Source organism: Harryflintia acetispora (assembly GCA_004340125.1).
In the GTDB taxonomy this organism is placed as follows: Bacteria; Bacillota; Clostridia; order Oscillospirales; family Ruminococcaceae; genus Harryflintia; species Harryflintia acetispora.
This window is the reverse complement of sequence record SLUK01000003.1, coordinates 186158-202951: the sequence shown is the minus strand read 5'-3', so window position 1 is coordinate 202951 and position 16794 is coordinate 186158. Positions and strand designations below refer to the sequence as shown.

The following is a 16794-nucleotide window of genomic DNA, read 5'->3' as shown; positions in this document are numbered from 1 at the left end:
TGCTGCCCTCAGGCGTTCAGGTAAATTTCCTCTTTCGTATGGATCCCCGAATCCACGCAGACCTCCATGATGTTCTCATTGGTGATCATGATGGTCGGGATCTCGCCGGTCGGGATTTCGGCCCCTTCGATCGCGGTCTTTTTGACCGCCAGGGAATCGAGCGGCTCCCCCTTCGCCAGGGCCTGCGCGGCGCGCAGGCAGATGTCCGCCGTGCCCTCATGGTCGAAGATGACGGTGGAATACTGCTTGCCCTCCACGATCCGCTGCAGCGCCGCGATCTCGGCGTCCATCCCGACGACCGGCACCGTTCCGGCCAGACCCTGGCCCTCCAGCGCCTGGATCGCACCGCCGGCCATGCCGTCGTTGTGGCAGAGCACCAGGTCCACGCCGTTTCCGAGCTGGGTGAGGGCGTTCTCCATTGCGCTCATCGCCCCGTCGGGCATCCAGTTGGTGATATACTGCTCGAAGACCAGCTTCATGCTGCCGTCGTCCAGACGGGGCTGCAGCACCGACATCATCCCTTCGGTCATCTCGGTGGGCACGGTGGAGCTCTTATCCCCGCCGATGAGCACCACATTGCCCGCGCTGCAGGCCTCCAAAGCGGTCTGGGCCATCTTTTTTCCGGTCTCGACAAAGTCGTTGATGATGAAGAAATCCTGGTCCGCCGTGTTCGCCTGCCGTCCCCAGACCACCACCGGGATCCCGGCGGCCTTGGCCTGGGCGAGCGCCGGAGTGATCGCGTCCGAATCGGTGGGCGAGACGAGGATCACGTCCACCCCGCTGGAGACGAGATTCTCGATCTGGGTCGCCTGGGTGGCCGTGTCGTTGGCCGCGTCCACCATCTGGAGACTCAGCCCCAGCTCGTCCGCCTTTTTTTGCAGGGCGTTGGCGTCATTGCGCCAGCGCTCCTCCTGGGTGGTGCACTGCGCCACGCCGACGGTGATGCCCTCTTCTTCCGGCAGCGCTTCCTGCTCCTCCTGTTCCTGCTGCACCGCGGCGCCCGAAGGCTCGTTCGTGCCGGGGGCCTCGTTTTGTGCCTTTTGCGAGCAGCCGCACACACCCAGTATGAGTGCTGCGCACATGCAAATTATGGAAATCCTTATTTTGCTTCGTTTCATTTTCGTCTCCTCCTCATTTGATCGTTTCGTTCAAAACCGCCTGAAATCGTGCTTTGCACCCACAGTATAAGAGCGGGGGAGCGCCGCCGTCAATCATTGGCGGCCATCTTCTTGAATCCGTCCCCCCTTTTCTAAGGACTGTCCACCTTGTTTTGGCGCCCCTCTTTCGGTATGATAGAATTAAGGGATATTCTGTCGTTTTTGCCCTTTAGGAAGGATGGGAGCGAACATGAGATCGGTACTGATTGTGGACGACGAAATCAACATCTGCTCGCTGATCCGGCATGAAATCGAGTGGGAAGCCCTCCGGCTTACGCTGTGCGGGGTGTGCAGCGACAGCCGCCAGGCGCTAGAGATGATCCGCCGGCAGCGCCCGGACATCGTGATCACCGACATCCAGATGCCCGTCCTGGACGGGCTGGAGCTGATCCGCCAGGCGCAGCTCCAGGAGCTGCCGGCCAAGTTCATCATCATCAGCGGCTATTCCTACTTTGAATACGCGCGGCAGGCGGTGCGCTACGGGGTGGACAGCTTCCTGTTAAAGCCGATCGACCACGACGAGCTCAACGATGCGCTGCGCAAGGCGCTCAAAAAGCTGGGGGCCGAGGACGAACAAAAACGGGGCTTGCTGCAGGCGGGGCGGGACGCGCGCTCCCTGCGGCGTCTCCTGCTCTACCAGCCCGACATACTGGGGCGGCGCGGGCTCACGCCCGGGGAGGTAAACGCCGAATTCCATTACCAGTTCGTCCCCGGCTTCTTCCTTGCGGGGGTGCTGCGGCTGGACCAGGAGGACGGGCTGCCGCCCGACCCGCTGGCGCTCGAACAGATCGCAAGGCGCTTTTGCCGCGCCGCCGCACCGCTGTGCGCCGAGCTCGAGCTTGCCGAGCTTTGCGAGCACACCCTGCTGCTGCTCATGAACGGCGCCGAACCGGACTGTCCCGCGCTGCTCGGCAAGTTGGAGTGTTTTTTGCTGGACAACTGCCAGGATTTTTTCTTGGGAGAGCGCCGGCACATCACGCTCGCCCTCGCCGCCCCGGTGCGCCAGCCCGGCCAATTGGGAGCCGCCTTTTCGCAGGCGCACAGCCTGCTCGCACAGCGCTCTGTGCGCGGGGTGGACCGGATGATCCTCCCGCAGGACAAAGAGGCCCTCCCCATAAAGGAGGGGGCAAGCCTGGAGTGCTTCCTCTTCCAGTCCCTCTGGGAGCAGATCGAGCACCTGCTTTCTTTGATGAAAATCGATGAAGCAGGCGGGGCGATCCGGCGCTTTCTGGAGCAATCACACCCTGTCCTGGAGCGGCATCCCGCCTCCCTCGGCCCGTTTTGCACCGAGCTGCTCGGCGGGCTCGCCGCGCGGCTTTGCAAGGAGCCGCCCGCCCTGTCCTTGGTGGAGCTTTTCTCCTTTGAGCGGCTCTCTATAAAGATAACGGAATTATGCTCCCAGCTGCTGGCGGCGTATGAAGCCGAGCACGCCAACACCGAGCGCAAGGCCGTACAGGTGGTCAAAGAATATATCCGGATGCACTACGCCGAGCATCTGGGCCTGGAGATCCTCGCGCAGCAGGTCTTCCTGGCGCCGCTCTATCTGGGCCAGCTCTTCAAGCGCGAGACCGGCGTCAACCTGAGCGACTACCTGTTGCAGGTACGGCTGGAAAAAGCCAAGGAACTGCTGGGGGATCTGCACTACAACGTCTCCCAGGTCGCCGCCTTGGTCGGCTACCGGGACGATAAATACTTCAGCCGCCTCTTCCGGCGGCATATCGGCGTCAGCCCGATGGAATACCGCAAAATCCATCGGATCGTATGAGGGGGGAAGGCCAATGAAGGAGCGTACCGTCCTGCGAAACCTGCGTCAATTCCGTTACTGGCGCCATTGGCTGCCCTGCCTTATGCTGCTGCTCCTCTCCGGGCCGGGGCTTTTTCTCCTCCCCTTCCTGCCCCTTGAAAGGGGCGGCATGGCGATGCTGCGGTTGCTCCTGCTCGCCGCGTTTTTCTATGGGACCGCCGTCATGCTCTATCACTTCTATCACGACATCGTATTGACCGACCGGCAGCTCTCACGCCTCGGGCGCGACATCCCAAGCGTGCAAAAGGCGGTTGACCCCGCCTCCTTCGGCCGGACGCTGCAGCGCTCGATCGCCTATTTCGGCGAGTCGATGGAGCGAGAGTACACCCGGCAGATCCTGCAAAAGCAGGCGCTGCTGCACTCGCTGCAAAGCCAGATCAATCCGCATTTTCTCTACAACACCCTCGACTGCATCCGCGGCAAGGCGCTCGACGAAAACTGCCGCGAGACCGCCGACATGATCGGCGCGCTCTCGGCGTTTTTCCGCTATACCATCAGCAGCTCGTCCGAAACGGTCACGTTGGAGCAGGAATTGCGCAATGTTGACAACTTCGTAAAAATTCAGAATTACCGCTTCCCGGACCGTTTCACCCTCGTGCGGGAGCTGTCCGCCGGAAACCGGGATTACCTCTCCTACCGCCTGCCCAAGCTCTCGCTTCAGCCGCTGGTGGAAAATGCCATCCAGCACGGGCTGCGGGACATGCCCTCGGGCGGGGTGATCCGCATCCACCTGCGCACGGCCGGGGGAAGGCTGATCCTGGCCGTGGAGGACAACGGGCGCGGGATCGCGGACGAGGAGCTGCTGCGCCTCAACCTCGCGCTGTGCAGCGGCTCCGGGCGGGCGGAGCCGCCGGCCTCCCCCGGCTCCGGGATCGCGCTGCAGAACGTCAACGCGCGCCTGCGGCTGATGTACGGCGAGGACTACGGGCTGAATGTGTACAGCATCCTGGGCTATCAGACGAGGGTGGAGCTCTCCCTCCCCCTGACGGAGAACGCCCATGAAAGCTGAACTGCTGCGCCTATGTCGCCTGAGCCTCTCATCGCAGGGGAGGCCGCTGCTCGAAAATCTCAACCTCACCCTGTTGCAAGGGGAGCTGCACGGCCTTTTCTGCCGCTCCGACCGCTGCCGCGGCGCGCTCTTCGAGCTGTTGGGCGCGCGCGCCTTTCCCGAGGGCGGCAAGCTGTTCCTCTTTGGCAGGGAGGTTTCTTCCCCCGCTGCTTGGCGGCAGGCCGCCGGAGGGATGCTCTGCTGCCGGCAGGACGACCAGCTCTTTTTGCAGCTGACGGTGGCGGAAAACATCTGCGGCCTGCAGGAGCGCTTCTTCTCTTATCGCCGCCTCGACCTGCCCGCCATGTACGCCGAGGCGCAGAGGCTGCTGGGGGAGGCGGGGCTCCCCTTCGTCCGGGCGGATCAGCGGCTGGAGGAAATTCCTCCCTGGCAGCGCCAACTCGTCGCCCTGCTGCGCGTGTGCGCGCGCCAGAGCAAAATCCTGGTCCTGGAGGACAGCGCCGGCGGCTATACCCGCGCGCAGGCTGTCCTTTATAAAAATGTATTGCGCTACCTGCGGCAGGCGGGGGTTTCTGTACTGTTCATCACCGACCGCTTCAGTGAGCTGATCCTCGAATGCGACCGGCTGTCCGTCCTGCGTCACGGCACCATCGTCTCGGTCAGCGAGCCGCAGCACCTTCAGGGCGGCGAACTGCTCTCCCTGTTCCGGGGGGATGGCAGCGCCCCGCCGCGGGAGGACTCCCCCTTGGCAGGGGAAGGTGTCCCGGCCGCCGGCCGGTCTGTCCGGCTCGAGCTGCAAAGCGTCTGTGCGGGGGAGCATCTGCGGGGCTTTTCCCTTTCCCTCGCCTCGGGGGAAGCGCTGGGAATCTACGATCCGGACTGGACGGTCTGCGAAGAGCTCTCCCATATGCTGACCGGGCAGCTGCCCTACACCGGCTTCGCCGCGCTGGACGGCCGTCCCCTCCCCTCGAGGCAGGGCTCCCGCCCGAGCATAAAGGGGATCGCGCTGCTGGACGAATCCAGCGGCACGCAAGGGATTTTTCACAACCTGGGCCTCGTCGACAACGTCGGGCTGCTACTCGATCTCGGGCGGCCCTTCGGGATCGAAAACAGCCGGGTGACCTATTATACGGTTTTACAAGCGCTGGCGGCACTGGACCTTCTGGACCTGGCGCAGGAATATGGGCGCTGCGAGCGGCTGCCGCAGCTCGGCGGCAGCTTACAGCAAAGCCTGGTCATTGCGCGCTGGCTCTGTACCGGGCCGGCGGTGATGATCTTTCGCAATCCCCATATCGGTTATAACGACCTTTCGCTGCACGAGTTCGGGGAAGTTCTGCGCCGTCTGAGGCAGAGGGGGATTTCCATCCTTCTCCTTTCCCGCAGCCGCTCGCAGCTGCGGCGCCTGTGTTCCCGGATCATCGAGGTGGAGGAAGAGCTCTGCGCCAGGGACTGAGCCCTTCCCCGCCGGATGAAACTATGCTATACTGAATGATAGAAAAGACGTGTCAGTCTCTCTGACACGTCTTTTCTTTCGAGCTTATGGTTCGTAAGGAATCTGTAAGGATTTCCCTTGTGATTTTGTAAGAACCTTCCCTTAAGATAGAGACAAGCCTGAAGGAGGAGTTCCCATGAACGAATGTGTGCTTGTGGTCGACGACGACCGGGAAATTGTAAAAGCCATCGCGATCCTGCTGCGCAAGGAGGGGTACCGGGTGCTGGAGGCCTACGACGGCCTCAAGGCGCTCGAGCTTGCCGCCGAGCAGTCGGTCCAGCTGATCCTCATCGACGTGATGATGCCGAAGCTCGACGGGCTGTCCGCCGTCATGAAAATCCGCGAGCGGCGCAACCTGCCCATCATCGTGCTCAGCGCCAAGAGCGAGGAAACCGACAAGATCCTCGGCCTCTCAATGGGGGCCGACGACTACGTGACCAAGCCCTTCAGCCCCCAGGAGCTGGTGGCGCGGGTGCGCAGCCAGCTGCGGCGCTACACCAGCCTCGGAGACATCAACACGGCACTCAGCAGCGGCGAGATCCACAACGGGCGGCTGAGCTACAACACCGAGGAGCGCCTCCTGCGCGCCGACGGCGACCCCGTCAAGCTGACCGCGACCGAGACCAAGATCGTCGACCTGCTCATGCGCAACCTCGGGCGGATCTTCCCCGCCGAGGAGATCTACCGCAGGGTCTGGGAGGAGGAGGCCTTCGCCCCGGAAAACACGGTGATGGTCCACATCCGACGCATTCGCGAAAAAATCGAACTCAACCCGAAGGAACCCGAATATTTAAAGGTGGTGTGGGGAATTGGATACAAAATCGAAAAAATGGAAAGCCATACTTAGTTTTCTTTGCTTTTCTCTCGGGGTGAGCCTCCTCCTGGGCGGGGCCGCTCCCTTCCTCTCGCTGGCGCTGCGCGGCTCCCAGGGCGTGCAGGAGCTGCGGGAGAGCTTTGAGACCGACTATCAGAATACCACCCAGTTTCGCCGGAACATCTCGGGCTACCTCGAGGATTTCCTCGCGATGGCCAGCGGCAGCCCGCTGGACTGGTACGGCTACCCCTACGACGGGGAATACACCTATAGCTACGCCCAGGAATCCGCCGAGGCGGCCATGGAGGGCCTCGGCCTGCAATGGGGCTGGCAAACCGAAACGAGCTACGGCGTGTCCGAGGATTCTTCCTCCGGGCCAAGCTACCCCAGCGACGAGGAGATCGAGGCGGCCGCAAAGCGCGCGCACGAGCGCTTCGCCAAGGACAAAAACATACTTTATACCATCTCCTACGACGGCAAGGAAAAGTACACCAACGCCGAGGGCACCGGGCTCGACGGCCCCTCCCTCGCCCAGCCCGAGGGGTACAACTTCCTGCTCTATTTCGACGGCAAGAAGGCCACCATCATAAAGGACGGCAAGAAGATCGACCCGTACGGCGACGGGTATTACCGGGAGGAGAACGACTGGTACCTCCCCGGCTACAATAACTTCACGGTGGATGAAAAGACCTCTCACGCCACCGTCACCATCGCCGCCGCCAAGGTGCCCATGCTCTACGTTTCGACGGACAACTCCAATTCGGCGTACCGCAGCAACGACCTGTACTACCTGGCGCGCAATCTCAGCCAGAACCGGCAGCGCTATATCGTCTGTGCCTTTGCCCTGACCGCCGGCGCCGTCTTCTTCCTGTTCTATCTCTTTTCGCGGCGGCAAAAGGCGCGCGCAGACCGCTTCCTGGCCAGGATCACGGGACGCGTCTACATCGAGTTCAAGGTCCTGATCCTGCTGCTGGCCCTTCTCTTCGCCCTGCTCGCTTCGAGCTACAATATGCGCGAGCTGGCCTATTATGTCTATAACGAAGGCTATCTCGACTTCTGGATGCTCTCCTCCTACCTCCAGGACGTCGCCCAGAACACCGGCGCCGTGCTGTTCCTGTTCTGGATGGGCTACCTGCTGGTCAACGACCTGCGCTATGGAGTGCACCCCCTAAAGCACAGCCTTCTCTCAAGGCTGCGCGCTTCCCACCGGAGAGCCGAGCTGCGTCTGCCCTTCCAGCAGCGCATGGAGCGCCGCCTGCGCCGGATCACGGCCTTTCAGGTGATCCTCAGCGCCGCGGCGGCGGTGCCCCTGTTCTTCTTCATGATCTATAATTCCCCCGGAGCCCTCGTCATTGCCATTCCCCTGCTCCTGCTGCTGGCGCTTGGACTTTGGGCGCTGCACGGCTTTAACAGGGACTGCCGGAGTATGAGCGGGGATGTCGGCGCGCTGATCGACCAGATCGGGACGGTGCGCGCGGGCAATCTGAGCATGCCGCTGACCCTCCCCGAAGACGCGGACCTCTGCCAGGCGGCGCAGGACCTCGGCGACATCCAGCGCGGGATGAACGCCGCGCTCGAGGAGCAGATCCGCAGCGAGCGCATGAAGGTCGAGCTGATCGCAAACGTTTCTCATGACATCAAAACCCCGCTGACCTCGATCATCAGCTACGTCGAGCTGCTGGACGAGGAGGAGGACCTGCCCGAGCATGTGCGGGACTATATAGAGATTCTTAAGGGCAAGTCCCAGCGCCTCAAGACGATGGTGCAGGACGTGTTCGAGGTGAGCAAGGCGACCTCGGGACAGCTGCCGGTGGACCAGGAGGAGCTGGACCTCGGGAAGCTGCTGCGCCAGACCCTGGCCGACATGCAGGAGCAGATCGCCGGAAGCCCGGTGCAGCTCAGGAGCGAGATACCCGAGGAGCCGGTGATGATCCAGGCCGACGGGCAGCGGCTCTACCGGGTCTTCCAGAACCTGCTGCAAAACGCCTTGCAGTATTCCCTCGAGGGCTCGCGGATCCACGTCTCGCTGCACGCCGACGGCAGCATGGCGGTGGCCAGCGTGAAGAACACCTCGAAAACCGAAATCGCCCCGGGCGTGGATTTCACCGAGCGCTTCGTGCGGGGGGATCAAAGCCGTACCGACGGCGGCAGCGGGCTTGGCCTCTCGATCGCCCGCAGCTTTACCGAGGCCTGCGGCGGACGCTTTTCGGTGGAGACCATCGCCGACCTGTTCGTGGTGACTGTTGAGTTTGCAAGGCTCCCCGAATAATATCCAGCAGACAGGCTCCGCCGATCCGGCGGGGCCTGTCTGCTGGGCGGCTTCAACCTCTATCCTGAAAAAAGCCGCGCGCCCCTCCCCCAAAATATCATCCCGGGACTTGACAACAGATTCTGTAAATATTATAATTACAGTATAAGCTGTAACATCAAACGATACATTCAGGAGGAGCCATGGATCAGGTTTTACGTTTCGCCGGAGTAGTTTTGGCCGCTGTACTGGTGGCTGTGCTGCTGCACACCGGGATCGGCTTCTGCGTTTAAGGAGGGGGACGCTTTGCATTTTATCCTATCGACCCTGCTTTTCTTTTGCGGGCTGGCCGCCGCGCTTTCGGTGCTGGCGGTCAGCTTGGTGCTGGTCGTGCGAAGCGCGCGGAGCCTCTTCCCACTGCTCTACCTGGCCCTCTCCCTCTTCTACAGTGCGTCGCTGGTCTATGCCCTGGCCCGCCAGGGCACCGGGGTCGCCTGTGCGCAGGCAAGCGGCGGGCAGCTCGCCTTATACGGCGCGCTGCTCGTCCTGCATCTTCTCTTCCTGTTCGATCTGCTGAAAAGGGCCAAGGCATCGTTTAAATCCGGGAAAGGGGCGTCACGATGACCGGAGAATTTACCATCGCGGTCCACGCGCTGGTCTACCTCAACCACAAGGGCACCACCCTCTCAAGCGAGGAGCTCTCGCAGAATGTCTGCACCAATCCCGCCCGGGTGCGCAAGGTGATGGCCATGCTCAAGAAGGGCGGGCTGATCGAAACCAAGGAGGGAGCCGAGGGCGGCTACCGCTTCTGCCTCGACCCGGGGGAAGTGACCCTGCGCCGGATCGACGAGGCGGTGGGCGTGCCGCTGGTGAGCGCCTCCTGGCGCTCGGGAAACGTGGACAAAAAATGCCTGGTCGCCTCGGGGATGGGACGGATCATGGACGGCATCTACGGCGAGCTCGACGAGCTGTGTAAGCGGCGGCTCGAGGGTATCACGGTAAAAGATATCGACCGGGTGATATTCAGCGGCAAAAGGACTGCGCAAGAGCGATAAACACGCAAAAAACCGGAGGCGCATAAATGCGCCTCCGGTTTTTTATCTGTCGAATCGTGAATCAGTGGTCGATCTGCAGCGTACCGCTGACCCGCGCGCCCTTTTTGACCTCGATGTTGCTCGCGGAAATGTCCCCCACAATGACCGCGGTGGAGCCCACCTCGACCTCGTTGGCAATCTTCATATTGCCTTTGACCCGGCCCTCAACCGTCGCGGCTCCGGCCGTAACGTCCCCGATGATGGCGCTGTCCTCGTCCGCCGAGAACTGGTCATGGCAGTCGATGTTCCCCTTGACGGCCGCGTTGCTGGCCACAAAGTTCTCGCTGCCGATGTTCCCCTCCACCTTGCCGGTGACGGCGGCGCGCTTCTCGCAGTCGATGTCGCCGATCACCCGGCCGCTGACCTTGATCGGGTCGGCCGTTTTGATGTTTCCGCGCACCGTGGTGCTCTTGGAAATCACCGTATAGTTGATTCCGGACGGATTGTCATAATCGAACATTTTGTTTGCCCCCCAATTTACGCTTTGTTGCTGTCATCAGGCGGCCCAAAAAGGAACGGGCGACCCGTTAAATTATAGCTGCTACTGCGCGCTGTAGTTTGCCTTGGAAAGCTCGGGATACTTCGAGCCGTCCTCCTTGTGAGAGGTGAGCAGCGCCATCCCCTCCACCGCGGAGTCGGTGCCAAGCAGGAACCACTTCTGCTTGTTGGCGCCGAGCGCGTTCCAGGTGCAGTCCATCAGATACCACTTGCCGTCGTCCATTTTGACATAATTCCACTCGTGGTCGTAGGTCGTGCCCCCCGTGGTGCCCTTGCCCGAAACGACCACGCACTCGATCCCGGCGTTGTCACAAAGGAATTTAAACGCCTTGGCATAGCCCTCACAGGCACATTTGCGATCCACCAGCGCGCCGGTCAGCTCGTAGACATGGCTGTTGGAGTAGTCGAAGGTGTAGGCGACATTCTGGGTCAGCCAGGAATTGAACTTCGTGACCGTTTCATAGGTCGTCTTGCCGGTGCCCACCGAGTTGACCACCGCCTCGAGGCTTTGCTGGACCGATTTGATCTTCTCCTTGTCCAGCTTGCCGCCGCTCTTGAATTCGGAGAAATAGTCCGGGCTCCAGGAAAGGGTATCCCCGCCCGTCACCTTGCAGGACTGGTAGTCGTAGCTCAGCCAGAAAATTTCAGGGTTCTGTTTTTTGAGCACCTGCAAAATCTTGCCAAACTGGTCGAACGCCTGCTGGCTGGTGCCGCTGAATTCGGAGGTCACCGTGCCCTGCATGTTGTGCAGGCCCTTGACAAAATCCTGGTAGATCCCCTGTCCCAGCTTGCTCAGGTCGGCCTGGGTCCAATCCTTGTCCTGCGTTTTGGCCGCCGCCGAAGCCGAAAGCGCCGCGCCAAACAGCATAGCCGCCGCCAATAATGCCGAAACGATCTTTTTCATTTTAAACACTATATACACTCCTCAAATACTACTTTTCTTATTATAGCGTGAGAGACAAAAAATGTCGAGCTTTTTTCCCATTTTTGTTACAAATAAGGGCAATTCTTCCAAAAAAGCCAAAGGTAGCAAATTCTTCAAGATTCCATCGATTTTTCTTTACAAAGTACAAAATCTCTTCGTAAAAAATTAAAATCAAGGTTTCAAAGTCTTAAAACGGATCACACATCTGGCGGGTATTCTATAGACAGTTCAAAAAACAACCACCTGTAAGGAGGCATATATATGAATTACTATGATGATTTTAAAGGCAGTCAACTGGAAAACAGCTACTCCAGCAATCCGCAGTACGGCGGGGCGCCGCAGGAAGGACCGAAGAAACGGCATAACCGGGGCTTCGCAGTGGCGGTCGCCCTCGCCTGTGTGGTCTCCTCCTCGGCGATGGGCTTCGGCGGCGGCTATCTCGCCGCCAACCTTGCGGGAAACCAGAGCGCGGCTTCACAACCGGCGGACAATACCCCCACCGGCTCCACCGTCTCGAGCGCCCCGTCCTCCACGGGCGGCGTGATGAGCGTCTCGCAGATCGTCAGCTCGGTTTCCGACTCGGTGGTCGAGATCCGCACCGAGGTGCCCCAACAGAACTTTTTCATGCAGCCGGTCACCGCGCAGGCGGCGGGCAGCGGCGTGATCATCTCGCAGGACGGCTACATCGTCACCAACAACCATGTCATTGACGGCGCGCAGAAGATCACCGTGCGCCTCAAGGACGGAGAGGAAACCTATGACGCGACTTTGGTGGGGACCGATCCACAGACCGATCTGGCCGTCATCAAGATCGAGGCCGAAAACCTCAGCGCCGCCGTGATGGGCAGCTCGGATTCCCTGCAGGTCGGCGATGAGACGGTTGCCATCGGCAATCCGCTCGGCGAGCTGGGCGGCACCGTGACCAACGGCATCGTCAGCGCCTTGAACCGCGAGGTCACCATCGACGGCGAGACCCACACCCTCATCCAGACCAACGCGGCCATCAACCCCGGCAACTCGGGCGGCGGCCTCTTTAACGACAAGGGTGAGCTGATCGGCATCGTGGTGGCCAAATCCTCCGGTTCCGGGATCGAGGGGCTCGGCTTCGCCATCCCGGTCGACAAGGCCAAGACGGTAATCGAGGACCTGATCCAAAACGGCTATGTGACCGGCCGCGGGGCTTTGGGCGTCTCGGTGATCGACATCCAGGACGAGCGCTCGGCCTTTATGTACCGTGTGCCGCAGCTTGGGGTCTATATCGCGGGCGTGAACGAATCCTCGGCCGCCCAGAAGGCGGGGCTCAAGGTCGGCGACGGGATCGTGGCGGTGGGCGACGCCGAGATCTCTTCCACCCGGGAGCTGAAAACCGAGCTGGAGAAATACTCGGCCGGTGAAACCATCAAGCTGCGCGTCCTGCGCGACGGAGAAACCCTTCCCATCAGCGTGACGCTGCAGGAGAACGTGCCGGAAAGTGTGCAGCAGACCGAAGATGCCTAATCCGGCCATGCCGGTTTAGCGGCCGCGGCCCCCACCGCGGCCCATATAAAAAAAGGAGCGGAATCATGGGATTCCGCTCCTTTTTTCTAGTTTTGTGGCGGGGCCCAGAAGGCCGCCGCGTTGGTGGTCACCCGTTCGGGACGCGACCCCGCATAGGGAACCGGGTAGCCCTTGGGGACGAGCATCTGCGCCTGGTTATTTTCGCTTCCCTCCGAGCCGTAGGAAAAATCAGTCAGGCAGGAGAAGCGGAAGGTGTTCTTGGTCATATAGGCGCGGTAGAAATCCATATAAAAGGGCATGCGGTTGTGGCCGGCGTTGGAGTTGGCCACCAGCTTGGCGCCGCTGATCAGGCTCCGGCGCAGGGTGGGCAGATCGACATACCGGCCGGTCTCGTCCTTGAGCACCAGGCGGTAGGTCGGGTCCAGCATGATCCACTGGCCGAGGCTCTCCGAATAGGCGTGCACCACCACATGACACTCCTCGCAGGGATCGGTGGAGGGGATGCACATGATCGGCTTTGCCGGAATCCCGCTGGTGCGCAGCATCTCGCTGAGGATGATCGAGAGCCCCCGGCACTCGATCCCGCCGTTTTGCCGGCAGAGGTTTATGACCGTCTGGGCGCTCAGTCCCGCCGCGTCCTCCCCTTCCGGGATGCCGTAGGAGCCGTCGTGCCTAAAGTTGTCGCATACCAGGTTCAGCAGCGCGATCATCTGGTCCACGTCGCTCTTTCCCCGGATCGCGTCGGCCATACCGTAGTCACGCACCAGCGGAAAGGATTTATCCCATCTCCACAGCTCGTAGGTAAACGGGATGGTCCCAAAGTCTTTTTCGCTGCCGGGGTCGAAGTCGGGATACTTCGTGAGACGCTCGCGCCAGACGGAATACTCTTCATCCTCGAAAATGAACTGCGGCTGGGAGGAGTAGTCCGTCGGTTTCGAGGAAAGCTTTTCAAACTGTAGCTCGAACTCCTCGCCGTACTGCGCGTAGGTCCCGGCGAGGGTGTTTTCATCCGAAAAGTGCAGGGTGGCCATCGCGCTCCAATAGGAGTCGTTGAAGGAAAATACAAGCTCGCTGTCCTCGATCCGCCAGGCGGGCGTGAGGTAGTTCGCTTCGTAGGAATCGATTACCAGGAAGAGCCTGGGGTTCCCGGACGAAGCGATGAAGCTCATCTGCGCTTCATCCTCGGCATATTTGCCGGGCGCGGTGCGGGTATGGAAACTTCCCTTCCATACGCCGCCGAGATGGGAGAGCATCTCCTCCTGCGAATATTTCAGGAAGCTCTCCTCCTTTTTTGCGGGCTCCTCGCTCTTTTGTGAATTGACGTTCGCGCCAAAGACGGGACTGGCCGCTGCGAAGAGCATACAGGCTGTCAAAAGGACGGTGAAAAATTTCGAGAAGGGTTTCATTCCTGTCTAACTCCTGTTCTTACCGTGATTCTTACTATTGTGCCAAAATGGCTCGCCTCAATACAGGCGTCGCATGTGACGGACGAATAATTCGGCCGTCCGCTTGTTTCATCGATTTTCCTTGTTTTAAATGTGGCCATGGCAGAAAAACTAGGAATGGGCGATTTCGCCCAATTAAACGGCTTTGGCAAACAAACGCCAAAGCGGAAAGGCAAAGCTATGCTCAAAGGAGAACACCTGTGCCTGTCGGACCTGCTGGACCAGGACCTGTCGAGCTACGAGTACTTCCAGGCGCTGCCGTCCGACATCAAGCGCAAGGTAATGGAATGCGACTTCCGCTCTCTCAGCGAGATGCAGGAATATGTTTCCAACATCATGCACTACAGCGACTAAGGCCTTGTTCCAGGAAAAGGCCCGGCATGCCAACGGGCATGCCGGGCGTTTCTTTTATGCTGTGAAAGTTTCCCGATTAGTCGACACGGATGTAGATAGAACCGCTGACCTCGCGGTATTTTTTGGTATCGCGCGGGGTGAAGACAAAGCTGTACTCACCGCTCTTCTCGAGCTCTGTGCTGTTCTTTTTCTTCCACTTGCACTCACCCTTGACCTCAACTTCATCGTGATCATCGTCTTCCCAGTACGCATCGACTTCATTGTTCAAATCGTCAATCAGATCACGCAGCTCATCGCCGACAGAAGCCTCGAGGCGGCCGATGTCGAGATCCGGCTTGCGGCGGGCGACGTAATCGTCGTCGTCATCGTCATCATCATCGTCATCGTCCCTGTTGGAATCGTACTTACCGGCGTTGCCGACCAGTCTGAGGGTCGGGGTGTCGCTCTTGCTCGAGGAGCTCTTCACATTGGCCGAGCCGATCTTGGTCGAGGACTCGTTGGTGAGGGTGGCGCTCTTCGCGACCGAGGCGGAGGTAACCTTGCCGTCCTTGGTGACGGTGACCTTGGCCGCGCCGGTGATGGTCAGCTTATCAACCTTGCCGCTGATCTTCACACTGTTTTTAGAGGCCACGGACATGGTGCCGACCGACGCCGAGACGGAGAAGCTCAGGCTATCGTTGAGCGACTTGTCCAGCGTCAGGGAGGTCATCGAGCCGCTCAGCGAGAGGGAGGTCTGCTTGCCGAGGGTGATTCTCTTATAGTTGTTGTTTGCATCATAGAAGCAGACCAGAAGGTCGCCGTCCTTATCGGTGACGAGCTTGAGCTTTGCGTCCTTCGAGTTGTAGGTGCCGATCGTCTTACCGTTCTGAATGAACGACACCTTGTTGTCCTCAACCTTGACGCTGTAATCGGTGGAGCTGGCCGCAGACGCCACCACTACGGTTCCCATCAGCATGGAGAGAGCGAGAACCAAAGCCATGAGTTTGCTACTGAGACTTTTCATTTTTCTTTCCTTCCTCTTAGTAAAATGATTGTTTGCCTGATTCCAAAATCATCCTAGCATAGAATTCTCTAAAAAACCTTAAAGGAAGCCAAAGACCAAGGTACCCATAAGGCTTCGATCCTTCCAGCGCACGGCAACCTTGAAATCAAAACCTGCCGGTGTTCTGATCCACCGCTGATATTCTCTATATGCTCTTCCATTCTAATCCATGTATGGTAAGAATACAAGTCCTCTGGATGCATTTCACAGAAAATTCATACACTTTTTGCTGTTCCGCCGGAAGGCTGGGATGCACCGGCAAGACAAGTATGCTATAATATTTCCAGTAGATATCGAGACGCCATCAAGACAGGAGGACTTATCCATGAGCTTTCAAATGCCAACCTATCAAGCGCCCGACTTTTCCAAGCCGGCCTTTACCGGCGCCCCCTGCGCCAAAAGCGCTCCGGCGCCCCGGGACGGGGTGGCGCCGGAGAATTACCACGCGACGAGTATCTATCCCGAGTATTTTAAGCTCGGCGGGACATGGATGCTCGCCGGGGAGAGCCGGATGGATTGCGTCGCCGTACTGGAGCCGGGCGGCGGGATCGCCACCAAGGAATTCCGCAATCTTAGGGGCGGGGACGAGGTCATCCTCGGGCGCACCGAGGACGGCTCGGAAGGAATCTACGTCCATTACGACGGCTTCTCGAAAGCGGGAGCGTCGGACGGCTCCTTCGCCTTCCGCACCGGGCGCTCGCGCGAAACGGCCTTCTCCAAGGATTACGACTCGCTTTATGAGCTGCTGAAATACGAGCGGGAACACGGCTTCATCGCCTGGGTGCTCGGCCCGGCCTGCTCCTTCGACGCCGACGCGCGCGCGGCGATGTCCGGGCTGATTGAAAACGGCTTTGCGAACGTCGTGATGGCGGGCAACGCGCTGGCCACCCACGACCTGGAGGCAGCACTCCTGCGCACCGCGCTGGGGCAGGACGTTTACACCCAGCAGCCTATGCCGAACGGCCATTACAACCACATCGACGTGATCAACAAGGTGCGCGGCTGCGGCTCGATCCCGCGGTTCATCGAAACCTATGGCGTCAAGGACGGGATCGTAAATTCCTGCGTCAGGAACGAGGTGCCCCTCGTATTGGCCGGCTCCATCCGGGACGACGGGCCGCTGCCCGAGGTGATCGGCAACGTCTACGACGCGCAGGACCGCATGCGCTCCTACATCCGGCAGGCGACCACCGTCATCTGCCTGGCCACCCAGCTGCACACCATCGCCACCGGAAACATGACCCCCTCCTTCCGGGTGATCGACGGGCAGGTGCGCCCGGTCTTCCTCTATTGCGTGGACATTTCGGAATTCGTCACCAACAAGCTGCGCGACCGCGGAAGTTTGGCGGTCACCTCGATCGTGACCAACGTACAGGATTTCCTGGTCCACCTCTGGCGGGGAACCGCAAAATAGG

At 60.1% G+C, this 16794-nt stretch carries 15 protein-coding genes; 10 read left to right on the top strand and 5 right to left on the bottom strand.

The window, feature by feature from the left end:
• Nucleotides 1-8: 8 nt before the first annotated feature.
• Nucleotides 9-1118, bottom strand: a complete 1110-nt coding sequence (locus tag EDD78_RS05620) for a sugar ABC transporter substrate-binding protein (protein WP_132084257.1) — start codon at nt 1116-1118, stop codon at nt 9-11.
• Nucleotides 1119-1347: 229 nt separating this feature from the next.
• Between EDD78_RS05620 and EDD78_RS05615 the strand changes: the two genes are divergently transcribed.
• The 7 genes from EDD78_RS05615 (at nt 1348) to EDD78_RS05585 (ending at nt 9579) form a co-directional block, all read left to right on the top strand.
• Entirely contained in the window at nt 1348-2922 is a 1575-nt protein-coding gene (locus EDD78_RS05615; RefSeq protein WP_165873119.1) for a response regulator, read from the top strand.
• A 13-nt stretch (nt 2923-2935) separates the two neighbouring features.
• Nucleotides 2936-3970: a sensor histidine kinase gene (locus tag EDD78_RS05610; RefSeq protein WP_132084255.1), complete on the top strand. Its 1035-nt coding sequence runs from the start codon at nt 2936-2938 to the stop codon at nt 3968-3970.
• Complete coding sequence (locus EDD78_RS05605) at nt 3960-5423, top strand: ATP-binding cassette domain-containing protein (RefSeq protein WP_079699017.1); 1464 nt, start codon at nt 3960-3962, stop codon at nt 5421-5423. The genes EDD78_RS05610 and EDD78_RS05605 overlap by 11 nt, the downstream gene beginning before the upstream one ends.
• 175 nt (nt 5424-5598) lie before the next feature.
• Nucleotides 5599-6309: a response regulator transcription factor gene (locus EDD78_RS05600; protein WP_079699016.1), complete on the top strand. Its 711-nt coding sequence runs from the start codon at nt 5599-5601 to the stop codon at nt 6307-6309.
• A complete protein-coding gene (locus EDD78_RS05595) occupies nt 6272-8545 on the top strand; it encodes a sensor histidine kinase (RefSeq protein ID WP_132084254.1) in 2274 nt (757 codons plus the stop codon). The genes EDD78_RS05600 and EDD78_RS05595 overlap by 38 nt, the downstream gene beginning before the upstream one ends.
• A gap of 285 nt (nt 8546-8830) precedes the next feature.
• Entirely contained in the window at nt 8831-9148 is a 318-nt protein-coding gene (locus EDD78_RS05590) for a hypothetical protein (protein ID WP_132084253.1), read from the top strand.
• Nucleotides 9145-9579 (top strand): RrF2 family transcriptional regulator, encoded by a 435-nt coding sequence (locus tag EDD78_RS05585; RefSeq protein WP_132084252.1) that lies wholly within the window; start codon nt 9145-9147, stop codon nt 9577-9579. The genes EDD78_RS05590 and EDD78_RS05585 overlap by 4 nt, the downstream gene beginning before the upstream one ends.
• Before the next feature lie 61 nt (nt 9580-9640).
• Here the strand turns inward: EDD78_RS05585 and EDD78_RS05580 are convergent, their stop codons facing one another.
• Entirely contained in the window at nt 9641-10078 is a 438-nt protein-coding gene (locus EDD78_RS05580) for a bactofilin family protein (protein ID WP_079699012.1), read from the bottom strand.
• 81 nt (nt 10079-10159) lie between these two features.
• Nucleotides 10160-11020, bottom strand: a complete 861-nt coding sequence (locus EDD78_RS05575; protein WP_286170750.1) for a transglutaminase domain-containing protein — start codon at nt 11018-11020, stop codon at nt 10160-10162.
• Nucleotides 11021-11302: 282 nt separating this feature from the next.
• Here EDD78_RS05575 and EDD78_RS05570 point away from each other — a divergent pair, with 282 nt between their 5' ends.
• Entirely contained in the window at nt 11303-12538 is a 1236-nt protein-coding gene (locus EDD78_RS05570) for a S1C family serine protease (RefSeq protein WP_132084250.1), read from the top strand.
• 86 nt (nt 12539-12624) lie between these two features.
• Here EDD78_RS05570 and EDD78_RS05565 read toward each other — a convergent pair whose 3' ends face one another.
• Nucleotides 12625-13944, bottom strand: coding sequence for a transglutaminase-like domain-containing protein (locus EDD78_RS05565; protein WP_132084249.1), 1320 nt, complete (start codon nt 13942-13944; stop codon nt 12625-12627).
• Between the two features lie 219 nt (nt 13945-14163).
• Between EDD78_RS05565 and EDD78_RS13945 the strand changes: the two genes are divergently transcribed.
• Nucleotides 14164-14337: a hypothetical protein gene (locus EDD78_RS13945; RefSeq protein WP_159448957.1), complete on the top strand. Its 174-nt coding sequence runs from the start codon at nt 14164-14166 to the stop codon at nt 14335-14337.
• 76 nt (nt 14338-14413) lie between these two features.
• Here the strand turns inward: EDD78_RS13945 and EDD78_RS05560 are convergent, their stop codons facing one another.
• Nucleotides 14414-15340: a hypothetical protein gene (locus EDD78_RS05560; protein WP_132084248.1), complete on the bottom strand. Its 927-nt coding sequence runs from the start codon at nt 15338-15340 to the stop codon at nt 14414-14416.
• Nucleotides 15341-15704: 364 nt separating this feature from the next.
• Between EDD78_RS05560 and EDD78_RS05555 the strand changes: the two genes are divergently transcribed.
• The gene (locus tag EDD78_RS05555) at nt 15705-16793 is read left to right on the top strand and encodes a putative NPN-dependent ornithine cyclodeaminase (protein WP_079699007.1); all 1089 of its coding nucleotides are present in this window, start codon (nt 15705-15707) and stop codon (nt 16791-16793) included.
• Nucleotide 16794 lies beyond the last annotated feature (1 nt).